This is a genomic window from Rhodococcus sp. IEGM 1305 (assembly GCF_030058635.1).
GTDB classification, from domain to species: domain Bacteria; phylum Actinomycetota; class Actinomycetes; order Mycobacteriales; family Mycobacteriaceae; genus Rhodococcus_F; species Rhodococcus_F opacus_D.
Map to the genome: position 1 here is coordinate 18,514 of NZ_JASHKX010000004.1, position 17,926 is coordinate 36,439.

A 17,926-nucleotide genomic window follows, 5' to 3' on the forward strand; every position below is an offset into this window, starting at 1 on the left:
ACAGGGCGACCAGCGAACTCGCGGAGGGGCTCGTGTCTGAAATCTGGTATCCGGGCGGCCGGTGGCCGAGAACGACCGGGACCTGCTGTCCGGATGCGTCCGGAATCCACGCCGCTTCCGGCACACCGACACTAGGAGATCATGGTGAGTACCGCTTCGCCTCTGCCACACCGGCAGCCACTGGCGCGCGCCGCCGACGAGTTCGCGCTCACCACCGTCCTGCTGTTCCTCGCGGTGACTGTCGTCCGGTGGTTGCGTGATCCGGCCTCCACCCTCTACATCGCCGACCTGCACGTCGCACTTGCCGTCATCGGGGTTCTCAGCGGGATCATCCTCACCGGCCTGATGTTCAGTCCACCCGGCAAACGCGCTGGCGGGCACATGAATCCCGCCGTGACCATCGCCCTGTGGCTCATGAACGGCTTCCCTGGTCGCAGCGTTCCGCCCTACGTACTCGCCCAACTTGCGGGTTCAGCGGTGGGGACGGTGCTCGGGCGCCTGGTGTGGGGGCATGCGGTCTCGTTCGCTCCTGTCGACTACGCCGCGATCAGGGCCGCGTCCGGCTGGCAGCCCGCGTCCGTCTTTCTCGCCGAGATGGGCTCGATGATGGTCCTGATCGTTGTCGTCGGGTTCTTCCTTGCCTGTCCCGGCCGTGCACGCCTGCTGCCGTACGTCATCGGAGTGTCGGTCGGGCTGGTCATCGCCCTCCTCGGTCCCCGCAGCGGGGGATCGATCAACCCCGCCCGCCAGTTCGGTCCTGCTGCACTCTCTGGGCGTACCACCGATCTATGGATCTATCTGGTCGCGCCGGTCCTGGGAGCGGCACTCGGGGCCTCGGTCGACCACGTAATCAACCGGCGGTTGCGCACACCGCACCACGAGCGGGACCCGCGATTGCATGAATACTTGCGCAGCCCACAGCCCTCCGACACTCGTCACCTGGGGCCGGAGCGATGACATCATCGCATCCACTGACCTCACAAGCTGGGGCGTACCGATTCGCGTTCGCCCCATTCCATGCTCGGCATCAGATTGCCGAGAAACACAGAAAAGAGTTCGACATGAAGAATTTTGCTCGTGGTGCACTGATCGCGGTTGCGGCCGTCACAGTCATCGGAGGGTTCGGCGCCGGCGCCGCGTCGGCACATCCGACAGGCGTTCTGGACCGTCTGGCATCGGTCCACCAGTCGTCGATCGAAAACTCGTTCCCTCACCATCCTCACCACCCCATCGGCCCTCACCGCGTCGGCCCCAACCCATTCGGTCACGAGCGGGGAGGCCCAACAGAACGTCACAGGTTCAACCCGTTCCAGTGGGGTATCTGTCCCGGCTCTTCTCCCCAGAGCCATTGCCTCCCTTGAGGGCCGCGTGGGATTACCTCCTTGGGCCTGCACAGAGGCCAGCGCTTCCGAAAAGGCAGGGACCCGTATGACATCACCGTGCCGCGGTTGACAGCGGCGGTTCGGTGCTCACTTCCATTTCGTATAGTTAAGGAGTAATCATGAGGATATTTCTTGCCGGCGCATCCGGCGTGATCGGGCAGCGGCTGATTCCCCGGTTGATTCAGGCGGGGCACGTAGTCGGCGGTATGACGCGCTCACCCAGCAAGACGGAGCTACTGGGCCACCTCGGTGCCGAACCGGTGCTGTGTGATGTCTTCGATCGGGAGGCTGTAATTCAGGCGGTTCGTGACTTCACACCGGACGTCATACTGAACGAGCTGACCGATCTGCCGGATGATTCGGCGCAGATCAGTGAACACGCAGATCTGAACGCTCGCATCCGAACCGAGGGAACCCAGAATCTTATCGAGGCCGCTCGGCAGAGCGGGTCGCCGAAGATCCTGGCTCAAAGCGTCGCCTGGCAATTGCCTGATGGGCCCGCCGCTCGGGCGGTCGCAGAATTGGAGCGTTCCGTTCTCGCCGAGGGCGGTGTTGCATTGCGCTATGGACAGTTCTACGGTCCCGGCACCTATCACGAGCAGCAACAACCCGAGGGACCTCGGGTTCGTATCGACCGAGCTGCCGAACGAACGGTGGAGGCGCTGGGCGAGCCGACGGGCGTGGTCGTCATAGTCGACTGAGCATTCGTGGGCTCTTACTGTTTCCACAGTCCTGACACGGCGACGACGTTGTCCGCCAACAGTTCCGTGGAACTGTCCGCCGGTACTGACGCCATCGACCGTTGGTGGGACTCACATCTGGAGAAGCGGGCTCGTAAACATGTTGCACACGGGGTTCCGACCGGCACGGACGTCTGGTCGACTACCTACAGTTGAGTGTCTACCTCGGCAAACCCAGGATTCTTTCGCCGATGATGTTGCGCTGAATCTGATTCGACCCGCGAGCGATCCGGCGTCCCCGGCTCTCGAGGAACACTCGCTGCAAGGAGTCGAGTTGATATCCGTCCCCCTCAGGACGGGTCAACGCAGACGCGCCGAGAAGCTCCAGCGCCGTCGAGCCGAAGATGCAGTGATACTCCGACCAGTTGACCTTGTCGATAGCCAGCAACTCGTCGACGGCCTGCCCCTCTGCGACTCGGGCACTGATCACGGAACCAACGGCACGCATCAACTCGACCTCGACCACCAGATCCGCCAACCGCTGGCGGACGATCACGTCGCCGAGCCGACCGTTCTTGTCCAGCCGCTCCACCAGCACGTCCAGTTCGTGGCGATAGCCGACGTACTGCGTCGCCGCCTTGCCCGCTCGTTCGGCGCCGAGTGTGGTCATCGCGACCACCCAACCGTTGCCGAGCCCACCCACCACATTGGTCAAGGGGGCGCGGGCATCGGTTATCCGTTCCTGCGCAAACCCCCTGTCGCCCGACGCCATCCGGATGGAGTCGACGTCGATGCTGTTGTCCGTCATGGGAACAAGGACAAACGAGATACCGCGGTGTCTCGGTGCTTCGCGGTCGGTGCGGCATAACAGGAACATCATGTTGGCCCGGGCTCCGTTGCTGGTCCAGATCTTGTCACCGGTTATCCGCAACTCGTCACCGTTCACGATTCCGCTGGTCCGCAGCGAGGCGAGATCGGATCCGGTCTCGGGTTCGGAGAAGCCCTGGCACCACGTGTCTTCGCCCGACAGAATGCGGGACAGGAACCGGCGCTTCTGGTCCTCGCTCCCATGGGCCAACAGGGCGGGCGCGAGCAGGGTCTCGCCCATTCCGAGTTGCGGGCGTCGAAGTCCCGCGCGCGCGAACTCCTCTTCCACAACGAGAGTTTCGACCGGTCCCAGGCCCCGGCCGCCGTGTTCCTCCGGCCACGACAGGCACAGCCAACGCCCCTTCCGCAACAGATCGGTCCATCGCTTCTCGGCATCGGTGGCTTCGTGCCCGAACGGTTCCTGCGCGTATTCGAGTGGCATCCCCTCGGCGCGGTGGTCGGCCAGCCAGGCGCGGACCTCGGTCCGCAGGTCCGCCAGCCGAGCGGGTTCGTCGGCCCGCGCCGGCGCCTCGAACGCGGCGCCGGTGGCGAGGACTCCGGCGAGCAGACGCTCGCGGTGCCACACCGACGACCCGAACATCAGCTGATCGGTCTTCGCCCGCTTGAGATGAACATGAGCCTCGTGCTCCCAGGTGAAACCGATCGCGCCGTGCAGTTGAATCGTCTCGCCGGCGATCTGCAGGTACCTCTCGGTCCCCGCGACGCTGAGCAGGCTCACCAGTGCGGGCAGTTCCGGCGCTCCGGTATCCGCGGCGTGAGCGGCGACGTCGACGGCGGCGGCGATCGGTTCGAGCGCACGGGTCAGATCGGCCAGTCCGTGTTTGACTGCCTGGTTGGTACCGATCGGACGACCGAACTGGTTGCGGGTCTTCGCATAGTCAGTTGTCAGCTGCAGGCACCTGCGAGCGCCACCGACCCTCTCCGCCGCCTGCACGACGAGCGCCTTGTCGAGCGCTCGGGACAGCGCCTCCGAAATGTCTGCGGTGCCACTGATCCGTTGCGCTGCTGCGCTGTCGAAGGTGATGGTCGTGAGCGGGCGGGTCAGGTCCAGCGCGGGTTGCCGGACCCGCAGCATGCTCGCGTCCGATGGTTCCACCAGAAACAGGCCGGTCCCGTCTTCGGTTCGGGCGGCGACGACGATCGTGTCGGCGCAGTGTCCGAAGATCACGTGATCGGCCCGTCCATCGATCCGCCAGCTATCGCCGTCCGGCTGTGCACGCACCGTCTCCGAGCCGGCCTGCCACCACCCGTCGGCGTCGGCAAATGCCAGACACCCGAGACGAGTGCCGGCGGCGAGACCTGGCAGCAGCTCACTGAGCCACCGCTCCCGGGCGCAATCCGCGATGGCGAGCGTGGTCAACACGGAACTCGCGAAGAAGGGGCTGCACGCTGCGGAGCACCCGAATTCCTCGGCGACCACCACGAGGTCACCGATACTCGCGCCTGATCCTCCGTATTTCTCGTCGACGAGCAGTCCTTGCAGTTCGAGTTGTTCGGCCATCGTCGCCCACATCTCGGGTCGGTATCCGAGTTCCGTGTCCTGGACGGCCAATACTTCGGCCGGTGCACTGGTTGCGGTGAGAAACTCTCGAACCGCGTCGCGAAGCGCGCGGTGTTCAGCGGTTGTAGTCATACCCATTCGATTGTCTCCTTCGAGTGTCCCGTGTAGCACCACCTCGGTCGGGATCCCCAGACCTGGGATGACCGGGCGGCCTGCGACCTGCCCGCCCGGCTGTGCATTATGTTGTCTTATATGGCTTTTCGACAGCAGGTGCCGCCGTGCGCACGCACTCACACGAGCAGTGTTCGGCGCGTCAGAATCGCTTGCTTCATGGCGATTCCCCCGCCGTTGGGGTAGGCCGCAATCTTGTCGGCGAGCTCGGTGGCCCGGACCAAAACCTGCTCGTCCGGCACCATCTCGTAGGCGAAGCTGCGGCGCAACAGGTCGGGACCGTACTGACGTTCACAGGCCAGCGTGAGCTGCAGTGCCTGGTTCACGTCGAATTTCGCGAGCAACCACCGCAGATTGTTCGGCGCAGCCACCCCCATCTCCGCCTCGCCGACCATGAGGAACGACGTCTCTCCCACCACGAGGAGGTCGCAGGCCAGCGCGATCGCCGCAGCACCGTTGACAGCGGCCCGCTCCAGCGCCCCGATCAGCGGCTTCTCGAACCCGGACAGGGTCGCGTGCAGGTCGGCGATCGCCGCGGTAATCGCCGGTTCACCCGGGCGTACCTCGGCCAGATCCAAACCGGAACTGAAGCACCCGCCCGCGCCGCACAGCAACACCGCTGTTACTGTGTCGTCGTCCTGAGCGTCGGCGAACGTTCTGGCGAGCTGGGTGACCATCGGGACCGTCAAGGCGTTCTTGCGCTCGCGACGATTGAGTTCTATGTCCAGACGCCCACTCTGATGGTGCCGAACGACCACGACATCGCTCTCCGTAGAACTCACAACAGGCTCCTCACGAGGCCGTCGAACTGCCCGACGGGAGCAGCCTGCCGCCCCGTGGCGCGTTCGCCGCCTATCAGGGACACGTTGCCTCTCAACAACATTGGCGTGCTCATTGCTTCCTTCCAGGATCGCTGACGACCGGCTGGTGCCGTCAGGCCAGGTTCGTCGGCGGCGGTGCCGTCGAACGTTCTAGTTCTGCCTACGTGTTCGGGTGGTGTGCGGCGATCGTGGTTGCGTCGCGTTCGGGGTTGACCAGGATGGTGGCGGCGAGTGCGCCGACCAGCATGATGACTCCCACGATGACGAAGCCTCGGCCGTATCCAGCGGCGGTATCGGCGGCGCCGGAGACGAGGGAGCCGATGAGAAGTGGTGCCGCGACACCGCCGAGGCTGTAGATCGCGACGGTGATGGACATGACGGATCCGCGTTGTTTGGCGGGTACTACGTCGGAGAGCAGGGAGAACGCCAGTCCCCAGGCTGCGGTGTTGAGGGAGAACGCGAGCGCGATCAGCACCATTTGAGTGGGTCCGACGGGCAATGTTGTGAATCCGATCATGCACACACCGCCGGCGGCGAGTAGGCCGGCCGCGAACAGGGCGCGGGCGGTGCGGGACGATCGTCCGGCCAGCGAGAGGCGGGTGGAGATCAGGCCGGCGAGGAAGGTCAGGATGACGGCCGCGGCGAAGGGCAATGTGATCAGCAGTCCGGTGGCGTTGGCGCTGTAGTGCAGGCCTTCGCGCAGGTACAGCGGTAACCAACTCACCTTCAACGCGGTCGCCCAATAGGAGCAGAACGAGAAGATCGCGACACCGATCACCGTGGGGCGAGTCCACAGGAGCCGGACGGGCACGGTGTCGGGAAGCGTCACCGCCTGTTTCCCGGTGCCCGCCCCGGCATTGCCGGCGGGTCCTTCACCGCCGATGAACAGCCAGGCCACCAGCCAAATCACTCCGGCGGCCATGAGCACGAGAAACGCTGCGTGCCAGCTGTAGCTCTGGATGATCCAGGTCAGGACCGGGGCGGCGATCAGCGGGCCGAGGGAGGCTCCCATGATGACTACTGACGCCGGTAGTGAACGGCGGGTCGGGGAGAACCAGGTGTGGGCGATCTGCTGGGACAACGCCCCGGCGGGGCCTTCGGCGAATCCGAGCAGCATCCGGCAGGCGAGGAAGACCCCGAATCCGACCGTCGTGGTCATCGGGGCAAGGCTGAGCACCCACAGTCCGACCAGACCGGCGAGGAGCCATCGCGCGGAGATACGGCCGCCGAGGGATCCGAGAACGATCGCGCCCAGGGCGAACAGCCAGAAGAATGCGCTTTGGGCGGTGCCGAACTGTTCGCTGGTGAGTCCGAGGTCGGCCTTGATCTCGACGCCGGCGAGGCTGACGACGACCTTGTCGGCGAAGTTGATCAGCATGAACGCCATCAGCATCAGGGTGATGATCCAGCCGCGCCGGCGAACGCGGGGGCTGTCGAGTTCACGGTCGGCGGCGAGGCCGCCCTCGGTGCGGGTTTGTCGATTCTGTAGGGACACGAGTGCTCCTGGGGCCGTGACGGTGAGGGGTGGGTGGCGCGGTGGCGTGTCAGGTCACGTCAGGGAGTACTCGCCCAGCCGGTAGCGCGCGACGATCTCGTGGCTGTGTTCGCCGAGTTCGGGGACCCGCCCGGCGTCTGCGGTGCGGGGGGTGCTGCGGGAGCGGTAGGGGAGTCCTGGGATGGAATAGGTGTGTCCGTCGGCGGTGCTGCCGGTGGTGAAGATGCCGCTGGCAATCACATCGGGCGCACTGGGAACCTGGTCGTAGGTGCGAACGGCGCCGGCGACGATGCCCACGGAAGTCAGCGCCGTGAGGGCGGCTTCGGTGTCGAGGCCGGCGAAGAAGGGTGTGAGCGCGGCGAGGAGTTCGCCGCGGTGGGCGACCCTCGCCGGGTTGTCGGCGAAGCGGGGATCCTTCGGCAGGTCGGGTCGGCCCGCGAGGTCGCAGAGCTGGGTGAATCGCTGCTCGGTGTAGGCGGAGACGACGATCGAGCCGTCGGCGGTGGGGAAGATGTCGGCGGCCGGTGCCGCGGTCGGTTGCCCGTTACCGCGCCGGTGGGGCGCGACGCCGGTGAGGGAGTATTCGCCCCAGTTCACGCATTGCAGATCGATCGCCACGTCGAGCAGTGAGACGTCGATGTCGTCCCCGAGGCCGGTACGTTCTCGTCGGAACAGGGCCGCCAGCACCGCCTGCGTGACCACGTAGGAGGTGGCGTGGTCGACGAGCGGGAAACCGACCCGTTGCGGGTCTCCGTCCGCCTCTCCGGTCACGGACATCATGCCGGTTTCCGCCTGGGCGGCGATGTCGAGGCCCGGCCGGCGGCGGGAGGGTCCCTCGGTGCCGAAGCCGGACACCGCGGCGAGAACGACGGTGGGATTCAGTTCGCGTATTTCGTCGGCCGACAGGCCTAGCTTTTCCATCACCCCTGGTCGCAGGTTGTGGATCACGACGTCGGCTCGGGCGATGAGGGCCCGCGCGTGGCGGAGATCGTCCTCGGCTTTGAGGTCGAGCACGATCGACTTCTTGCGGCGGTTGTAGGCGCGCATGATGGCCTCGCCGTAGACGCCGATACCGCGCGCCTGGTCCCCGCCGGGGCCTTCGATCTTGAGGACGTCGGCGCCGAGGTCGGCCAGGGTCTGCGCGGCGCCTGGCGCCGCGATGTACTGACCGAAATCGACGACCATGATCCCGGTCAGGGGCAGGTCATCGGGAGCGTACGCAGAGTCTGGCATGGTTCCTCATTCTGTGCCGGTGTGGACCTCGGGGCTGGTGGAGCCGTTCTGGGTCCTCAGCCTGGCCGAATGGGTTGCTGTCGTACCATCGGCGGCTGTCACACTCTTCACGTCTGTAGTGTGTGACCCGTCACACCTAGGAGGCGTTCGATGCGCACCGCGCCCGAGGCAACCAAAGACGATCTGCAGGGCACCATCGCCCGTATTCGCCGGTCGGTGCCGCGGATGGCACGGACAATCATCGACCGCTACATCGCCACCTCGCCGCTCTACACGCAGACCGCGGTGCCCGAACATTTGCACCGGGAAAGCGCCCACACCGTTCGATCGCTGCTCGAGGTGTGCCTGCAGTCGATCACCGACGAGTCCATCGACGTCGCCGACACGATGCGCGAGAACATCGAACGCGGCACCGAACGAGTCGCGGAAGGGTTGCCGCTACGGGAGTACATGCGCTGCTGGCAGATCGGATTCGACGTACTCTCCGAAGAACTGGAACGCGAACTCGGCACCGACCACGGACTGTTCTGGTTCGCATACCGCCGAGCCCATACCACGTTTGACTGCATGCTACGAGAGGTCGTCTCCGCGTACGAGATCCACGCGCACGACCTCATTTCGGCGCAAGACCGAAACCATGCCCCCATCATCGATGCCCTCCTGCGCGGCGACGGGTGGGTGTTCGACGACCCCGACTCCGTCCCTGCCGAACCGAGCATCATGCTGCTGCACATCGGTGACACCCCCGCCGAAGGATCCGGCGACCGGAACGCCCGATCACTGGCGGCCACACGGAAGGTCCGCGCCGTTCGCGCCCACCTCGCCAGGGCGGTCCCCGGCCTGTGGCTCATCGATGTCAGGCCTCGGCACGCTCGGATTCTGATGCATCCACCGATCGGGGCTCTCGACCCGCTGGCCGTGGACCTTGCGCGGGTCAGCGGAGCACCAGTGACGATCGCGATCGAGGACGCCACTTCGATCGAGGACCTTCCGCGGGCCGGCACCACGGCCGCCGAGGTACTCGACACCGCGATCCGGTCCGGCCGCACCGGCACGGTCAGCCGAATGGGCGATGTCGCACTTGCGCACCATTTCGCCCACACCAGTGCGTCGCTGCCGGTGCTGCTGGAGCGCTGCGCCCCGTTGCAATCGCGACCGGACCTGATGCACACCCTCCGGGTCTATCTGGCCAGCAACCTGGATCGACGGGCCACTGCGGACACCCTGGTGGTCCATCCCAACACCGTCGACAACCGGCTCATCCGCGTCCGCGAGCTGACCGGCCTCGACGTACACGTCACCACGGAGCTGCTCACTCTCGCGGTCGCGGTCAGCGCCGCCACCGTTCACCCCGACGCGGGGGCCGACCACCCGCTGTGAATCTGTGATCGGTCACAGACTGGGGCCGCCAGGGGTGTGCGCGCAGACGATTGTTCGGCTGATGTCCGGTGCACAGAATGAGGCGCACGGATCGCAGCGTCGCGGTCCGATACCCACGCCGAGGAGAGCGCCACATGACGGACATCATCGACTACGCCGACAAGGTCTGGAAGGGCGAAGCCAACCAGAACGCCTACCACCACGGAGACCTCCGGAAGGAGGGAATGCACTACATCGCGGAGGGCGCATACATGTGGCCGGCGTTCGGCAACGTCTACGTATTTCCCACCAAGGCGGGTCTTTTCGTGTACGACACCGGCGACCGCCGCACCGCCGAAGACCTGTTCGCAGCCACCCGGCGAATCTCCGAGCAACCGGTGCACACGGCCGTCTACTCGCACGGACACGTCGACCACGTCTTCGGCATGGACCCCTTCGACACCGAAGCGCACGAGCGCGGCTGGACCCGCCCCACGGTCCTCGCACACGAAAACGTCATCAGCAGGTTCGACCGCTACAAGGAAACCCGCGGCTACAACGGCATCATCAACCAACGCCAATTCCAGGCACCGAACCTGATGTGGCCGGACGAATACCGATACCCCGACGCCACCTTCACCGACCAGACCACCCTCGCCATCGACGACCTGCAGGTGCACCTCCACCACGCCCGCGGCGAGACCGATGACGCCGCGATCGCCTGGATCCCCGACCGCAAGATCCTGTGCTGTGGGGATTTCTTCATCTGGGCCAGCCCCAACGCCGGAAATCCGCAGAAGGTGCAGCGCTTCGCACATGAATGGGCCCAAACCCTGCGGTGGATGGCCGACCTGGGCGCCGAAATCCTGCTCCCCGGACACGGGCTCCCGATCCTCGGCGCCGACCGAATCCGCACCACCCTCACCGACGCCGCCGAACTCCTGGAAATCCTGCACGGCCGCACCCTCGAGATGATGAACGCCGGAGCGACCCTCGACGAGGTCGTGCACACTGTTACCGCCCCCGCGGAACTGCTCCGCAAGCCCTACCTCGCACCCTCCTACGACGAACCGGAGTTCGTCATTCGCAACGTCTGGCGCCTCTACGGCGGCTGGTACGACGGCAACCCCGCCAACCTCAAGTCCGCCCCCCGCACCGACCTCGCCCGCGAGGTCGCGGACCTCGGCGGCGGCGCCGCCCAACTGGCCGAGCGGGCCCGCGCCCTACTGGCACGAGGCGAACACCGGCTGGCGGGACACTTCGCCCAGATGGCCACCGACGCCGATCCGCAGAGCCGCGACTCACATCAGGCCCGCGTCGACATCTTCGGCCAACTGGAACAAGGCGCCACCTCCACCATGGCGAAAGGGGTCTACGGATGGGCGGTGGCGGAATCGCGGGCCTTCCTCGACGGCAGCGACCACGCGACCGAACTGAAAGCCAAAACAGCCGGCCGCGCGCGATGGGCATTCTGACCTCAGACAATCCCCGTCCATCAGCGGACTCAGGTTCGGTGGATGAGGAACCGGACTACCGGTACACGCTGGCGAACGAACGCACCTACCTGGCCTGGATCCGCACCGCTATGGCGCTCCTGGCGGCGGGTGTGGCTGCCCATCAGTTACTTGCTTTGCCCTCCGGGGCACTGCAGATGACGATCACGATGGTGTGTTTCGGGCTAGCTACCGTCCTCGCCTCCGGCGCGTATCTGCGCTGGAGGGCCGCGCAGTCGGCCATCAGGCGGAACCTGCCACTTCCGGGCTCCGTCCTCGTGCCCGCTCTCGCTCTCGGTCTGGGGATCCTCACGCTCCTCGCCGCCGGAGCGGCATTGTGGTCGTGATCGGGTCCGCCGACCGGGATCCGGGACTACAACCAGACCGCACGGCATTGGCCTGGCGGAGAACCACACTCTCCGCCGCCGCGACGACGGTGGCGCTCCTCCACATTCCCACCGTCCACGGTGACCGCGCTGCTTCGCTCACCTTGGTACCGATGGCGGTGCTGCTGCTCGCGATCACGTACATCAGCCACCGGCGAGGCCGTTCGCTGCGGCGGGGGACTCAGGGAATGACCGGACACCATGCCGGGCTGATAGCTCTACTCGTCACGGCCACAGCGGTCGCCGCTGCCGCGACCGCAGCCTTTGCCCGATAGCCGCAGTCTCGAAACACAATTCGAAGCACACACTGGAAGGAGACACCGATGTCCGTTGCGGAAGTCGACAACAACCCGCTGTTCGGCGGCACCGAAATCACCGTTGTGGCCCCAGGAATCTTTACGATGGGCCTACAGGGAAACAGCTTGGCCGTAGAAACCGATGAGGGACTACTCGTCGTCGACTCCGGACCGAGTCCATCCGTGGTTCCTCAGGCACTCGCACAACTCCGCGAACACACCGACCAGACAGTCCGCTGGATCGTCTACAGCCACGGCCACCTCGGCTACAACTACGGTGTGCCAGGGTTCCTGGCCGAAGCCGAGAGGCGCGGAGAACCCCGCCCGACGATCATCGCCCACGAGAATGTCGTTCGCCGCTACCAGCGCTACATCGAGACCGCCGGACTCCAGAACCACATCAACTCCCGCCAGTTCCGTCGGCCGATCGAACAGTTCGCGCCGGTGCCGGCCCTGACATTCCCCGACCAAACCTACCGGGATGCAATGACACTCGGCGGCCCGAGTCGTCAGGTTCGGCTATTGTGGGCGCCTTCGGAGACGGACGATGTCACCGCCGTGTGGTTGCCCCATGAACGGATCCTCTACGGGAGCGCCGCAGTCATCGACAGCATCCCGAACATCGGCACGCCCATGCGCACCATGCGGGACGCCGTGCGGTGGGCGAACACCCTCGACAGTCTTGCCGCCCTCAATCCTGCCGTCCTGATCCCCGAGTTCGGATCAGTCATCCACGACGTCGGCGCAGAGCAGCTGGCCACCACCTCGGCGGCACTTCGCTGGCTGCGCAGAGCCGTCGTGGAACGCCTCAACAAGGGAATGGGCGTCGACGACATCGTGCACGATATCGACTACCCGACCGAACTGTTCGACGTCCCGTGGATGAAACAAGCCTACGGACATCGGGACTTCATCGTGCGGGACATCGTCCGCTCGGAAACCGGGTGGTGGGACGGCAACCCGACCCACCTACACCCCGCCCGGCCCGACATCGCCGCCAACGCACGCGCGGCAGCGATCACCGACAAGCAGGCCGTGCTCGACCAGGCACACCGACTGCGTGACGCCGGACAGGTTCAGGAAGCGCTGCACGTCGTCGATCTGCTGGCACTCGCGACCGCATACTTCCCGGAGGCCCACCACGCCCGCACACTTAAATCCGAACTGAGTGCGCTTATGGCCAAAGACGCACCCAGCTACGTCTCGCGCAGCTTCTATCGAGCCGTGACCTAAACGGCACACAGCAGGAGGAAAGGGCGGAGCCGGTCGAACTTGCGCAGCTCTCGCCCGGCAGATCGACGACCGTCAGCTCGTAACTTCCGGACCCGAACGATCCGGAGGGGTTGATTCCCCCCGCGCTACGATCCATCGACGGGCCCTCGGTGCCGGAAAATTTCAACGTCGGCAACCATACGAACGATGAGCTTTCAGCGGCGAGGCCCACCGAATACGCGACGACGCCCGGGAGAGCAGCCACTGCTCGGCCCGGGCGTCGCGAAACTACGGTGCCGCCGGTCAGCCCACGGACATCGCATCAGCGGCGTCGACCGCGGGGTAGATGGGGTACTCCACACCGGACAGGTACTGGACAGTGCGCACCACCTGGCACGAGTATCCGAACTCGTTGTCATACCAGACGTAGAGGATGGCGGTGTCGCCGTCGACGATCGTCGCGTTCGCGTCGACGATGCACGCGGCGCGCGAACCGATGAAGTCACTGGACACGGCATCGGTTGCGGCGGTGTAGTCGAGGTTCCGGCTCAGCGCTCCGGTGAGCGACTCCTGGCTGAGATGCTCGAGCACCTCCTCCCTGGTGGTCTCACGACCCAGCTGAAGGTGGAGGATGGCGACGGATACGTCCGGAGTGGGAACGCGGATCGAGTTGCCGGTGATCTTGGCCTTCAGCTCGGGGAGCGCCTTGGCGACCGCCGACGCGGCGCCGGTCTCGGTGAGCACGAGGTTGAACGGCGCCGAACGACCACGACGGTCGGCCTTGTGGTAGTTGTCCAAGAGGTTCTGGTCGTTGGTGAACGAGTGCACGGTCTCGACGTGGCCTCGAGACACACCGAATTCGTCGTCCATGGTCTTCAGCGGCGGGACGATGGCATTGGTGGTGCAGGACGCGCACGACACGATCTGCTCGTTCGGGTCGAGGTCGCGGTGATTGACGCCGTGGACGATGTTCGGGACGTCTCCCTTGCCGGGCGCGGTGAGCACCACCTTCGCGACTCCGGGGCGGAGGTGCTTCGACAGTCCGTCGCGGTCGCGCCAGATTCCGGTGTTGTCGATCAGGATGGCGTTGTCGATGCCATGCTCGGTGTAGTCGAGGCTCTCCGGGTCGTTGCTGTAAATGAACTTGATGACGTTGCCGTTGGCGATCAGCGTGTTGTTGTCGGTGTCGACCTTGATCGTGCCGTTGAACTGCCCGTGGACGGAGTCACGGCGCAGCAACGATGCGCGCTTGGTCAGATCGTCGCTGCCACCCTTGCGGACCACCACGGCACGCAGGTTCAGCCCATTGCCCGAGCCGGCCTTCTCGATAAGCAGTCGAGTGACGAGGCGACCGATACGCCCGAATCCGTACAGGATCACGTCCTGCGGCTGCGCGGGACTCGTCTGGGCGCCGCCGACCAGGTCGGCGAGGCTCCGTGCAACGAACTCTGGGACCGATGCTCCGTCACCGTTGGCGCGATAGGCCATCACCAGCAGTCCGAGGTCGATCTTCGAGGGCCGAAGATTGAGGTGAGTCAGCGCTTCGAGGAAGGGGAACGTCTCCTCGACCGACAGTTCATCGCCGCTGATCTGCCGGGCGAAACGATGGGTCCGCAGGATACTGATGACCGACTTGTTCACCAGGGAGCGACTGTGAAGCAGAATGGTCACCGAGCGTCGGCGGTGCAGGCCGCCGATGATCGGGATCATCGCCTCCGCGAGAGCTTCCTCTGAATTCCACTGGGCCAGTTCCACTGTGCTCACTGCGCTTGTCTGCCTTCCCGGCTCATGTGGCGTGTCCTTAGGTGGGATGCCGGCGAGCGCACACCGTTCCACCAGCGGTGACCTGGATCACCGGACCCGGTTTCGCGACTCGCGGACACCGGCGCGCCCGACGCACTCATCATATGGAAGCGTTTCGTCGGGCCGACAAGCCGGTCGCCGAAACGTCCGGTGGGACGAGAATCCGGCCACCTGCAAGCACGCAAGCGGTAGCCGTCAGGCAACAGGCCGAGTGTAGGAGGAGGGAGGAGGGGCGGCGGCAGCAAGCAGGCAAGCTGCTCTGCCGCGGCAGTACTAGCCCCGCGCCATGTCGACGAACTTGGACAGGTGAAGCTGGTGCGCCACGGTGATCGTCGCTGTCGGGCCGTTACGGTGCTTGCCGAGGATGAGGTCGGCCTCGCCGCCGCGGGGGTCGTCGCGTTCGGTGGCGTCGGGGCGGTAGAGCAGGATTACCATGTCGGCGTCCTGCTCGAGCGATCCCGACTCACGAAGGTCGGCGACCTGGGGGCGCTTGTCCTGTCGCTGTTCGGGACCACGGTTCAGCTGGCAGATCGCGACCACGGGAACCTCGAGTTCCTTCGCCAAAAGCTTGAGGCTACGGGAGAACTCGGAGACTTCCTGCTGACGTGACTCGACCTTCTTACCCGAGCTCATCAGCTGCAGGTAGTCGATCACGATGAGCTTGATGTCGTGTTTCTGCTTGAGCCGCCGGGCTTTTGCGCGGATCTCCATCATCGTGAGGTTGGGGGAGTCGTCGATGAACAGCGGCGCTTCACTGATCTCACTCATACGTCGAGCGAGCTTCGTCCAGTCGTCGTCGGTCATCTTGCCGGAGCGCATATCACCGAGCTTGATCTTCGCCTCCGCCGACAGCAGACGCATGACGATCTCAGTCTTGCTCATCTCGAGCGAGAACATGACGCTGGCCATACCGTGCTTCACCGAGCACGAGCGCAGGAAGTCCATTCCCAGCGTGGAGTTGTGGGTGGGCACCATCGCGCGACCCGCAAGGTACAGGTGGTCGGCGTTGTCGACCTCGACGCAACGCACGGGGACGCTGTCGACCTTGCGCACGTCGGTGATGAATCGCGAACCAGAACGGACGGTGCTGCTACTTGCGCGACGCTCCTTGTGGAGCAGAGCCTTCCGTGGGAGTCCGAAAACTTCGTCATCGGTTGCGAATGTCAGGGTGTAGGCAGTCGACGACGCCTCCGTGCGACCGCGCACCTTCTTTGTGCTCATCTGGCAGCGGTAGCCGAGGCTGACGATCAGCTCCTGCGCGTCACGCACCAAACGCTCACTCGTAACGGAGAATTGCACGGAACCACCGGCCGTCACAGTGCCGTCGGTATCCAGCAAACCAGCAAGAACCCAGCGGCGCTGCAGCTCAGATCCGCGCAGGTACTGGACGGGAATGTGCTTGTTACCCAACACCCCGAGGGTCCGAAGTCGCGCCTGTAGGGTGCCCACCTCGTTCCGGCAGGTCTGGCAGAGCCTCAAGCCGATCGAAGGCCCGCCGCAATGTGCACAGGTCGGAGCCGGCACCGGATCCGACATGAAACGCGCCTTGCCGCCGCAAGACTGACCACAGGTGCGCACCTGGCTCGTGAACGGCACGAACGATTCTCCGCACACCACGCAGTCGCGGGGAGCGGTCGGAGCCTCAGGTGCCAACTGCAAGCTGTATCGCAATTTCGCAGTCGTCGACGGAACCGCGACCAAGCCTTCCGCCTCGATCAGCATGATGATCTCGGGGTCGGCACACGTGATCTGAGCAGCCGCCGAAGTGCCGTCACCGAGCCACGCTCCGAGCGCGTACGGAGGCACCAGCAGGTCCTGTGCAGGCAACTCGAGCGGTTTCGCATTGGTGACCGAATGATTCACGCGCGCATCCACGGCAGAGCAGCGGAGTGTGGCGGCGATTTCGGCAGTTGTGCGGACTTCCGCGAACGTGCCCTGGTTCTTGTATCGGTTGTAGCCGGTGGCGGCCTGCTGCGCGGACCGCCGAGATGCCCGCGTCTCCGTCAACCACTGATGCTGCTCGTCGGCGACGAGGACGGTGCCGTCGGAGAACTCGACCTCGTAGCAGGGCCGGCCGACCATGATGTCGGTGGCGGCGACGACGCGGGTGGGCTTGCCGTCGGCGTCGATGAGGTGGTCGCCGACCTGGACGTCGCCCATGGTGGTCCAGCCGGTGGGTGTGGCCAGGGGAGTGTCGAGGGCGAGCGCCTTACCGACACCGGGTCGGGCCGCGACGATGATCATCTGGCCGGGGTGGAGGCCGTTGGTGATCTCGTCGAGTTCGACGAAGCCGGTGGGCACACCGAGGGAGATGCCGCCGCGGCTGGCGATGGAGTCGATCTCGTCCATCGTGGGCTGCAGGAGCTCCTCGAGGGGGACGAAGTCCTCGGTGGTGCGGCGTTCGGTGACCTCGAAGATCTCGGCCTGCGCGCGGTCGACGACCTCGGCGACGTCCTGACCGTCGGCGCCGGTGTAGCCGTACTGGACGATGCGGGTGCCGGCGTCGACGAGGCGACGCAGGATGGCCTTCTCCGCCACGATCTCGGCGTAGTAGCCGGCGTTGGCGGCGGTGGGGACGGTCTGGGTGAGCGTCACCAGATAGGGCGCTCCACCGATCCGACGGAGCTCGCCCCGGCGATCCAGCTCCGCGGACACCGTGACCGGGTCGGCGGGCTCACCGCGGCTGTAGAGGTCCAGGATCACGTCGTACACCGACTGGTGTGCGGGACGGTAGAAGTCGCCGGGACGGAGCACCTCGAGCACGTCCGCGATGGCGTCCTTGCTGAGGAGCATGCCGCCGAGCACCGACTGCTCCGCCGCCATGTCCTGAGGTGGCTGCCGGCCGAACTCTTCGCCGGGCTCCGCGTCAGGCGGACCCGGGTATTCGGAACGGCCCCGATCGTCTACTACAGCCACTCGACCGACCTTCCCCATCACTGATGCGCCACCCCGGGAAATACTTCCCGGTGTTGGTGCCCCGAACTCTTTGTACTCGCCCCTACCGACAACCTTCGCAGGCTCTTCGCGGCAGCCGGCGTCGTGATCGCGAGACACGCCGGGACGACGTTAGGGATTAGCTACCCGGTGTTCAAACCAGCCTGTGTACACAGCTGGGGACAAATTGTGGAAACTGCTGGGTACGTTTGTTAACCCCATGGGGATAACCTGAGGATAAGTGCACATCACAATCCCAAAAACCCAGATCA

Annotated in this window: 13 protein-coding genes; 7 read left to right on the top strand and 6 right to left on the bottom strand. The window is 65.3% G+C overall.

What is annotated here, in order from left to right:
• Window positions 1-144: 144 nt before the first annotated feature.
• Together QM693_RS09865 and QM693_RS09870 are read left to right on the top strand one after the other, a co-directional pair.
• A complete protein-coding gene (locus QM693_RS09865) occupies window positions 145-957 on the top strand; it encodes an MIP/aquaporin family protein (protein ID WP_283352199.1) in 813 nt (270 codons plus the stop codon).
• Between the two features lie 544 nt (window positions 958-1,501).
• Window positions 1,502-2,083, top strand: a complete 582-nt coding sequence (locus QM693_RS09870) for an NAD-dependent epimerase/dehydratase family protein (RefSeq protein ID WP_283352200.1) — start codon at window positions 1,502-1,504, stop codon at window positions 2,081-2,083.
• A gap of 199 nt (window positions 2,084-2,282) precedes the next feature.
• Here QM693_RS09870 and QM693_RS09875 read toward each other — a convergent pair whose 3' ends face one another.
• The 4 genes from QM693_RS09875 to QM693_RS09890 all read right to left on the bottom strand — a co-directional run bounded on the left by QM693_RS09875 (window position 2,283) and on the right by QM693_RS09890 (window position 8,171).
• The gene (locus tag QM693_RS09875) at window positions 2,283-4,745 is read right to left on the bottom strand and encodes an acyl-CoA dehydrogenase family protein (RefSeq protein ID WP_283352201.1); all 2,463 of its coding nucleotides are present in this window, start codon (window positions 4,743-4,745) and stop codon (window positions 2,283-2,285) included.
• Window positions 4,742-5,404 carry an enoyl-CoA hydratase/isomerase family protein gene (locus tag QM693_RS09880; protein ID WP_283352202.1) on the bottom strand — a complete coding sequence of 221 codons (663 nt, stop codon included), beginning with the start codon at window positions 5,402-5,404 and terminating at the stop codon, window positions 4,742-4,744. The genes QM693_RS09875 and QM693_RS09880 overlap by 4 nt, the downstream gene beginning before the upstream one ends.
• Window positions 5,405-5,603: 199 nt before the next feature.
• Complete coding sequence (locus QM693_RS09885) at window positions 5,604-6,938, bottom strand: MFS transporter (RefSeq protein WP_280779366.1); 1,335 nt, start codon at window positions 6,936-6,938, stop codon at window positions 5,604-5,606.
• Window positions 6,939-6,992: 54 nt separating this feature from the next.
• Window positions 6,993-8,171, bottom strand: a complete 1,179-nt coding sequence (locus QM693_RS09890; RefSeq protein ID WP_280779365.1) for a CaiB/BaiF CoA transferase family protein — start codon at window positions 8,169-8,171, stop codon at window positions 6,993-6,995.
• Window positions 8,172-8,321: 150 nt separating this feature from the next.
• Here QM693_RS09890 and QM693_RS09895 point away from each other — a divergent pair, with 150 nt between their 5' ends.
• The 5 genes from QM693_RS09895 to QM693_RS09915 all read left to right on the top strand — a co-directional run bounded on the left by QM693_RS09895 (window position 8,322) and on the right by QM693_RS09915 (window position 12,938).
• Window positions 8,322-9,551 carry a PucR family transcriptional regulator gene (locus tag QM693_RS09895; protein ID WP_283352203.1) on the top strand — a complete coding sequence of 410 codons (1,230 nt, stop codon included), beginning with the start codon at window positions 8,322-8,324 and terminating at the stop codon, window positions 9,549-9,551.
• A 134-nt stretch (window positions 9,552-9,685) separates the two neighbouring features.
• Window positions 9,686-11,005, top strand: coding sequence for an alkyl sulfatase dimerization domain-containing protein (locus tag QM693_RS09900; RefSeq protein WP_283352204.1), 1,320 nt, complete (start codon window positions 9,686-9,688; stop codon window positions 11,003-11,005).
• A 38-nt stretch (window positions 11,006-11,043) separates the two neighbouring features.
• Window positions 11,044-11,370: a YidH family protein gene (locus QM693_RS09905; RefSeq protein ID WP_411194662.1), complete on the top strand. Its 327-nt coding sequence runs from the start codon at window positions 11,044-11,046 to the stop codon at window positions 11,368-11,370.
• Window positions 11,361-11,684, top strand: a complete 324-nt coding sequence (locus QM693_RS09910) for a DUF202 domain-containing protein (protein WP_283352206.1) — start codon at window positions 11,361-11,363, stop codon at window positions 11,682-11,684. The genes QM693_RS09905 and QM693_RS09910 overlap by 10 nt, the downstream gene beginning before the upstream one ends.
• Before the next feature lie 48 nt (window positions 11,685-11,732).
• Window positions 11,733-12,938: an alkyl sulfatase dimerization domain-containing protein gene (locus QM693_RS09915; RefSeq protein ID WP_283352207.1), complete on the top strand. Its 1,206-nt coding sequence runs from the start codon at window positions 11,733-11,735 to the stop codon at window positions 12,936-12,938.
• Window positions 12,939-13,220: 282 nt separating this feature from the next.
• Here the strand turns inward: QM693_RS09915 and QM693_RS09920 are convergent, their stop codons facing one another.
• Window positions 13,221-14,681, bottom strand: a complete 1,461-nt coding sequence (locus QM693_RS09920; RefSeq protein ID WP_283352208.1) for a glyceraldehyde-3-phosphate dehydrogenase — start codon at window positions 14,679-14,681, stop codon at window positions 13,221-13,223.
• 312 nt (window positions 14,682-14,993) lie between these two features.
• On the bottom strand, window positions 14,994-17,636 hold the full coding sequence (gene dnaB / locus QM693_RS09925; RefSeq protein ID WP_283352209.1) for a replicative DNA helicase: 2,643 nt from the start codon (window positions 17,634-17,636) through the stop codon (window positions 14,994-14,996).
• Window positions 17,637-17,926: the final 290 nt, after the last annotated feature.

What these genes read in the sequence shown, in the direction of transcription:
- QM693_RS09870 (WP_283352200.1), top strand. Translation starts at nt 1,502, where the DNA reads ATGAGGATATTTCTTGCCGGCGCATCCGGCGTGATCGGGCAGCGGCTG.
- QM693_RS09890 (WP_280779365.1), bottom strand. Translation starts at nt 8,171, where the DNA reads ATGCCAGACTCTGCGTACGCTCCCGATGACCTGCCCCTGACCGGGATC.
- QM693_RS09895 (WP_283352203.1), top strand. Translation starts at nt 8,322, where the DNA reads ATGCGCACCGCGCCCGAGGCAACCAAAGACGATCTGCAGGGCACCATC.
- QM693_RS09900 (WP_283352204.1), top strand. Translation starts at nt 9,686, where the DNA reads ATGACGGACATCATCGACTACGCCGACAAGGTCTGGAAGGGCGAAGCC.
- QM693_RS09915 (WP_283352207.1), top strand. Translation starts at nt 11,733, where the DNA reads ATGTCCGTTGCGGAAGTCGACAACAACCCGCTGTTCGGCGGCACCGAA.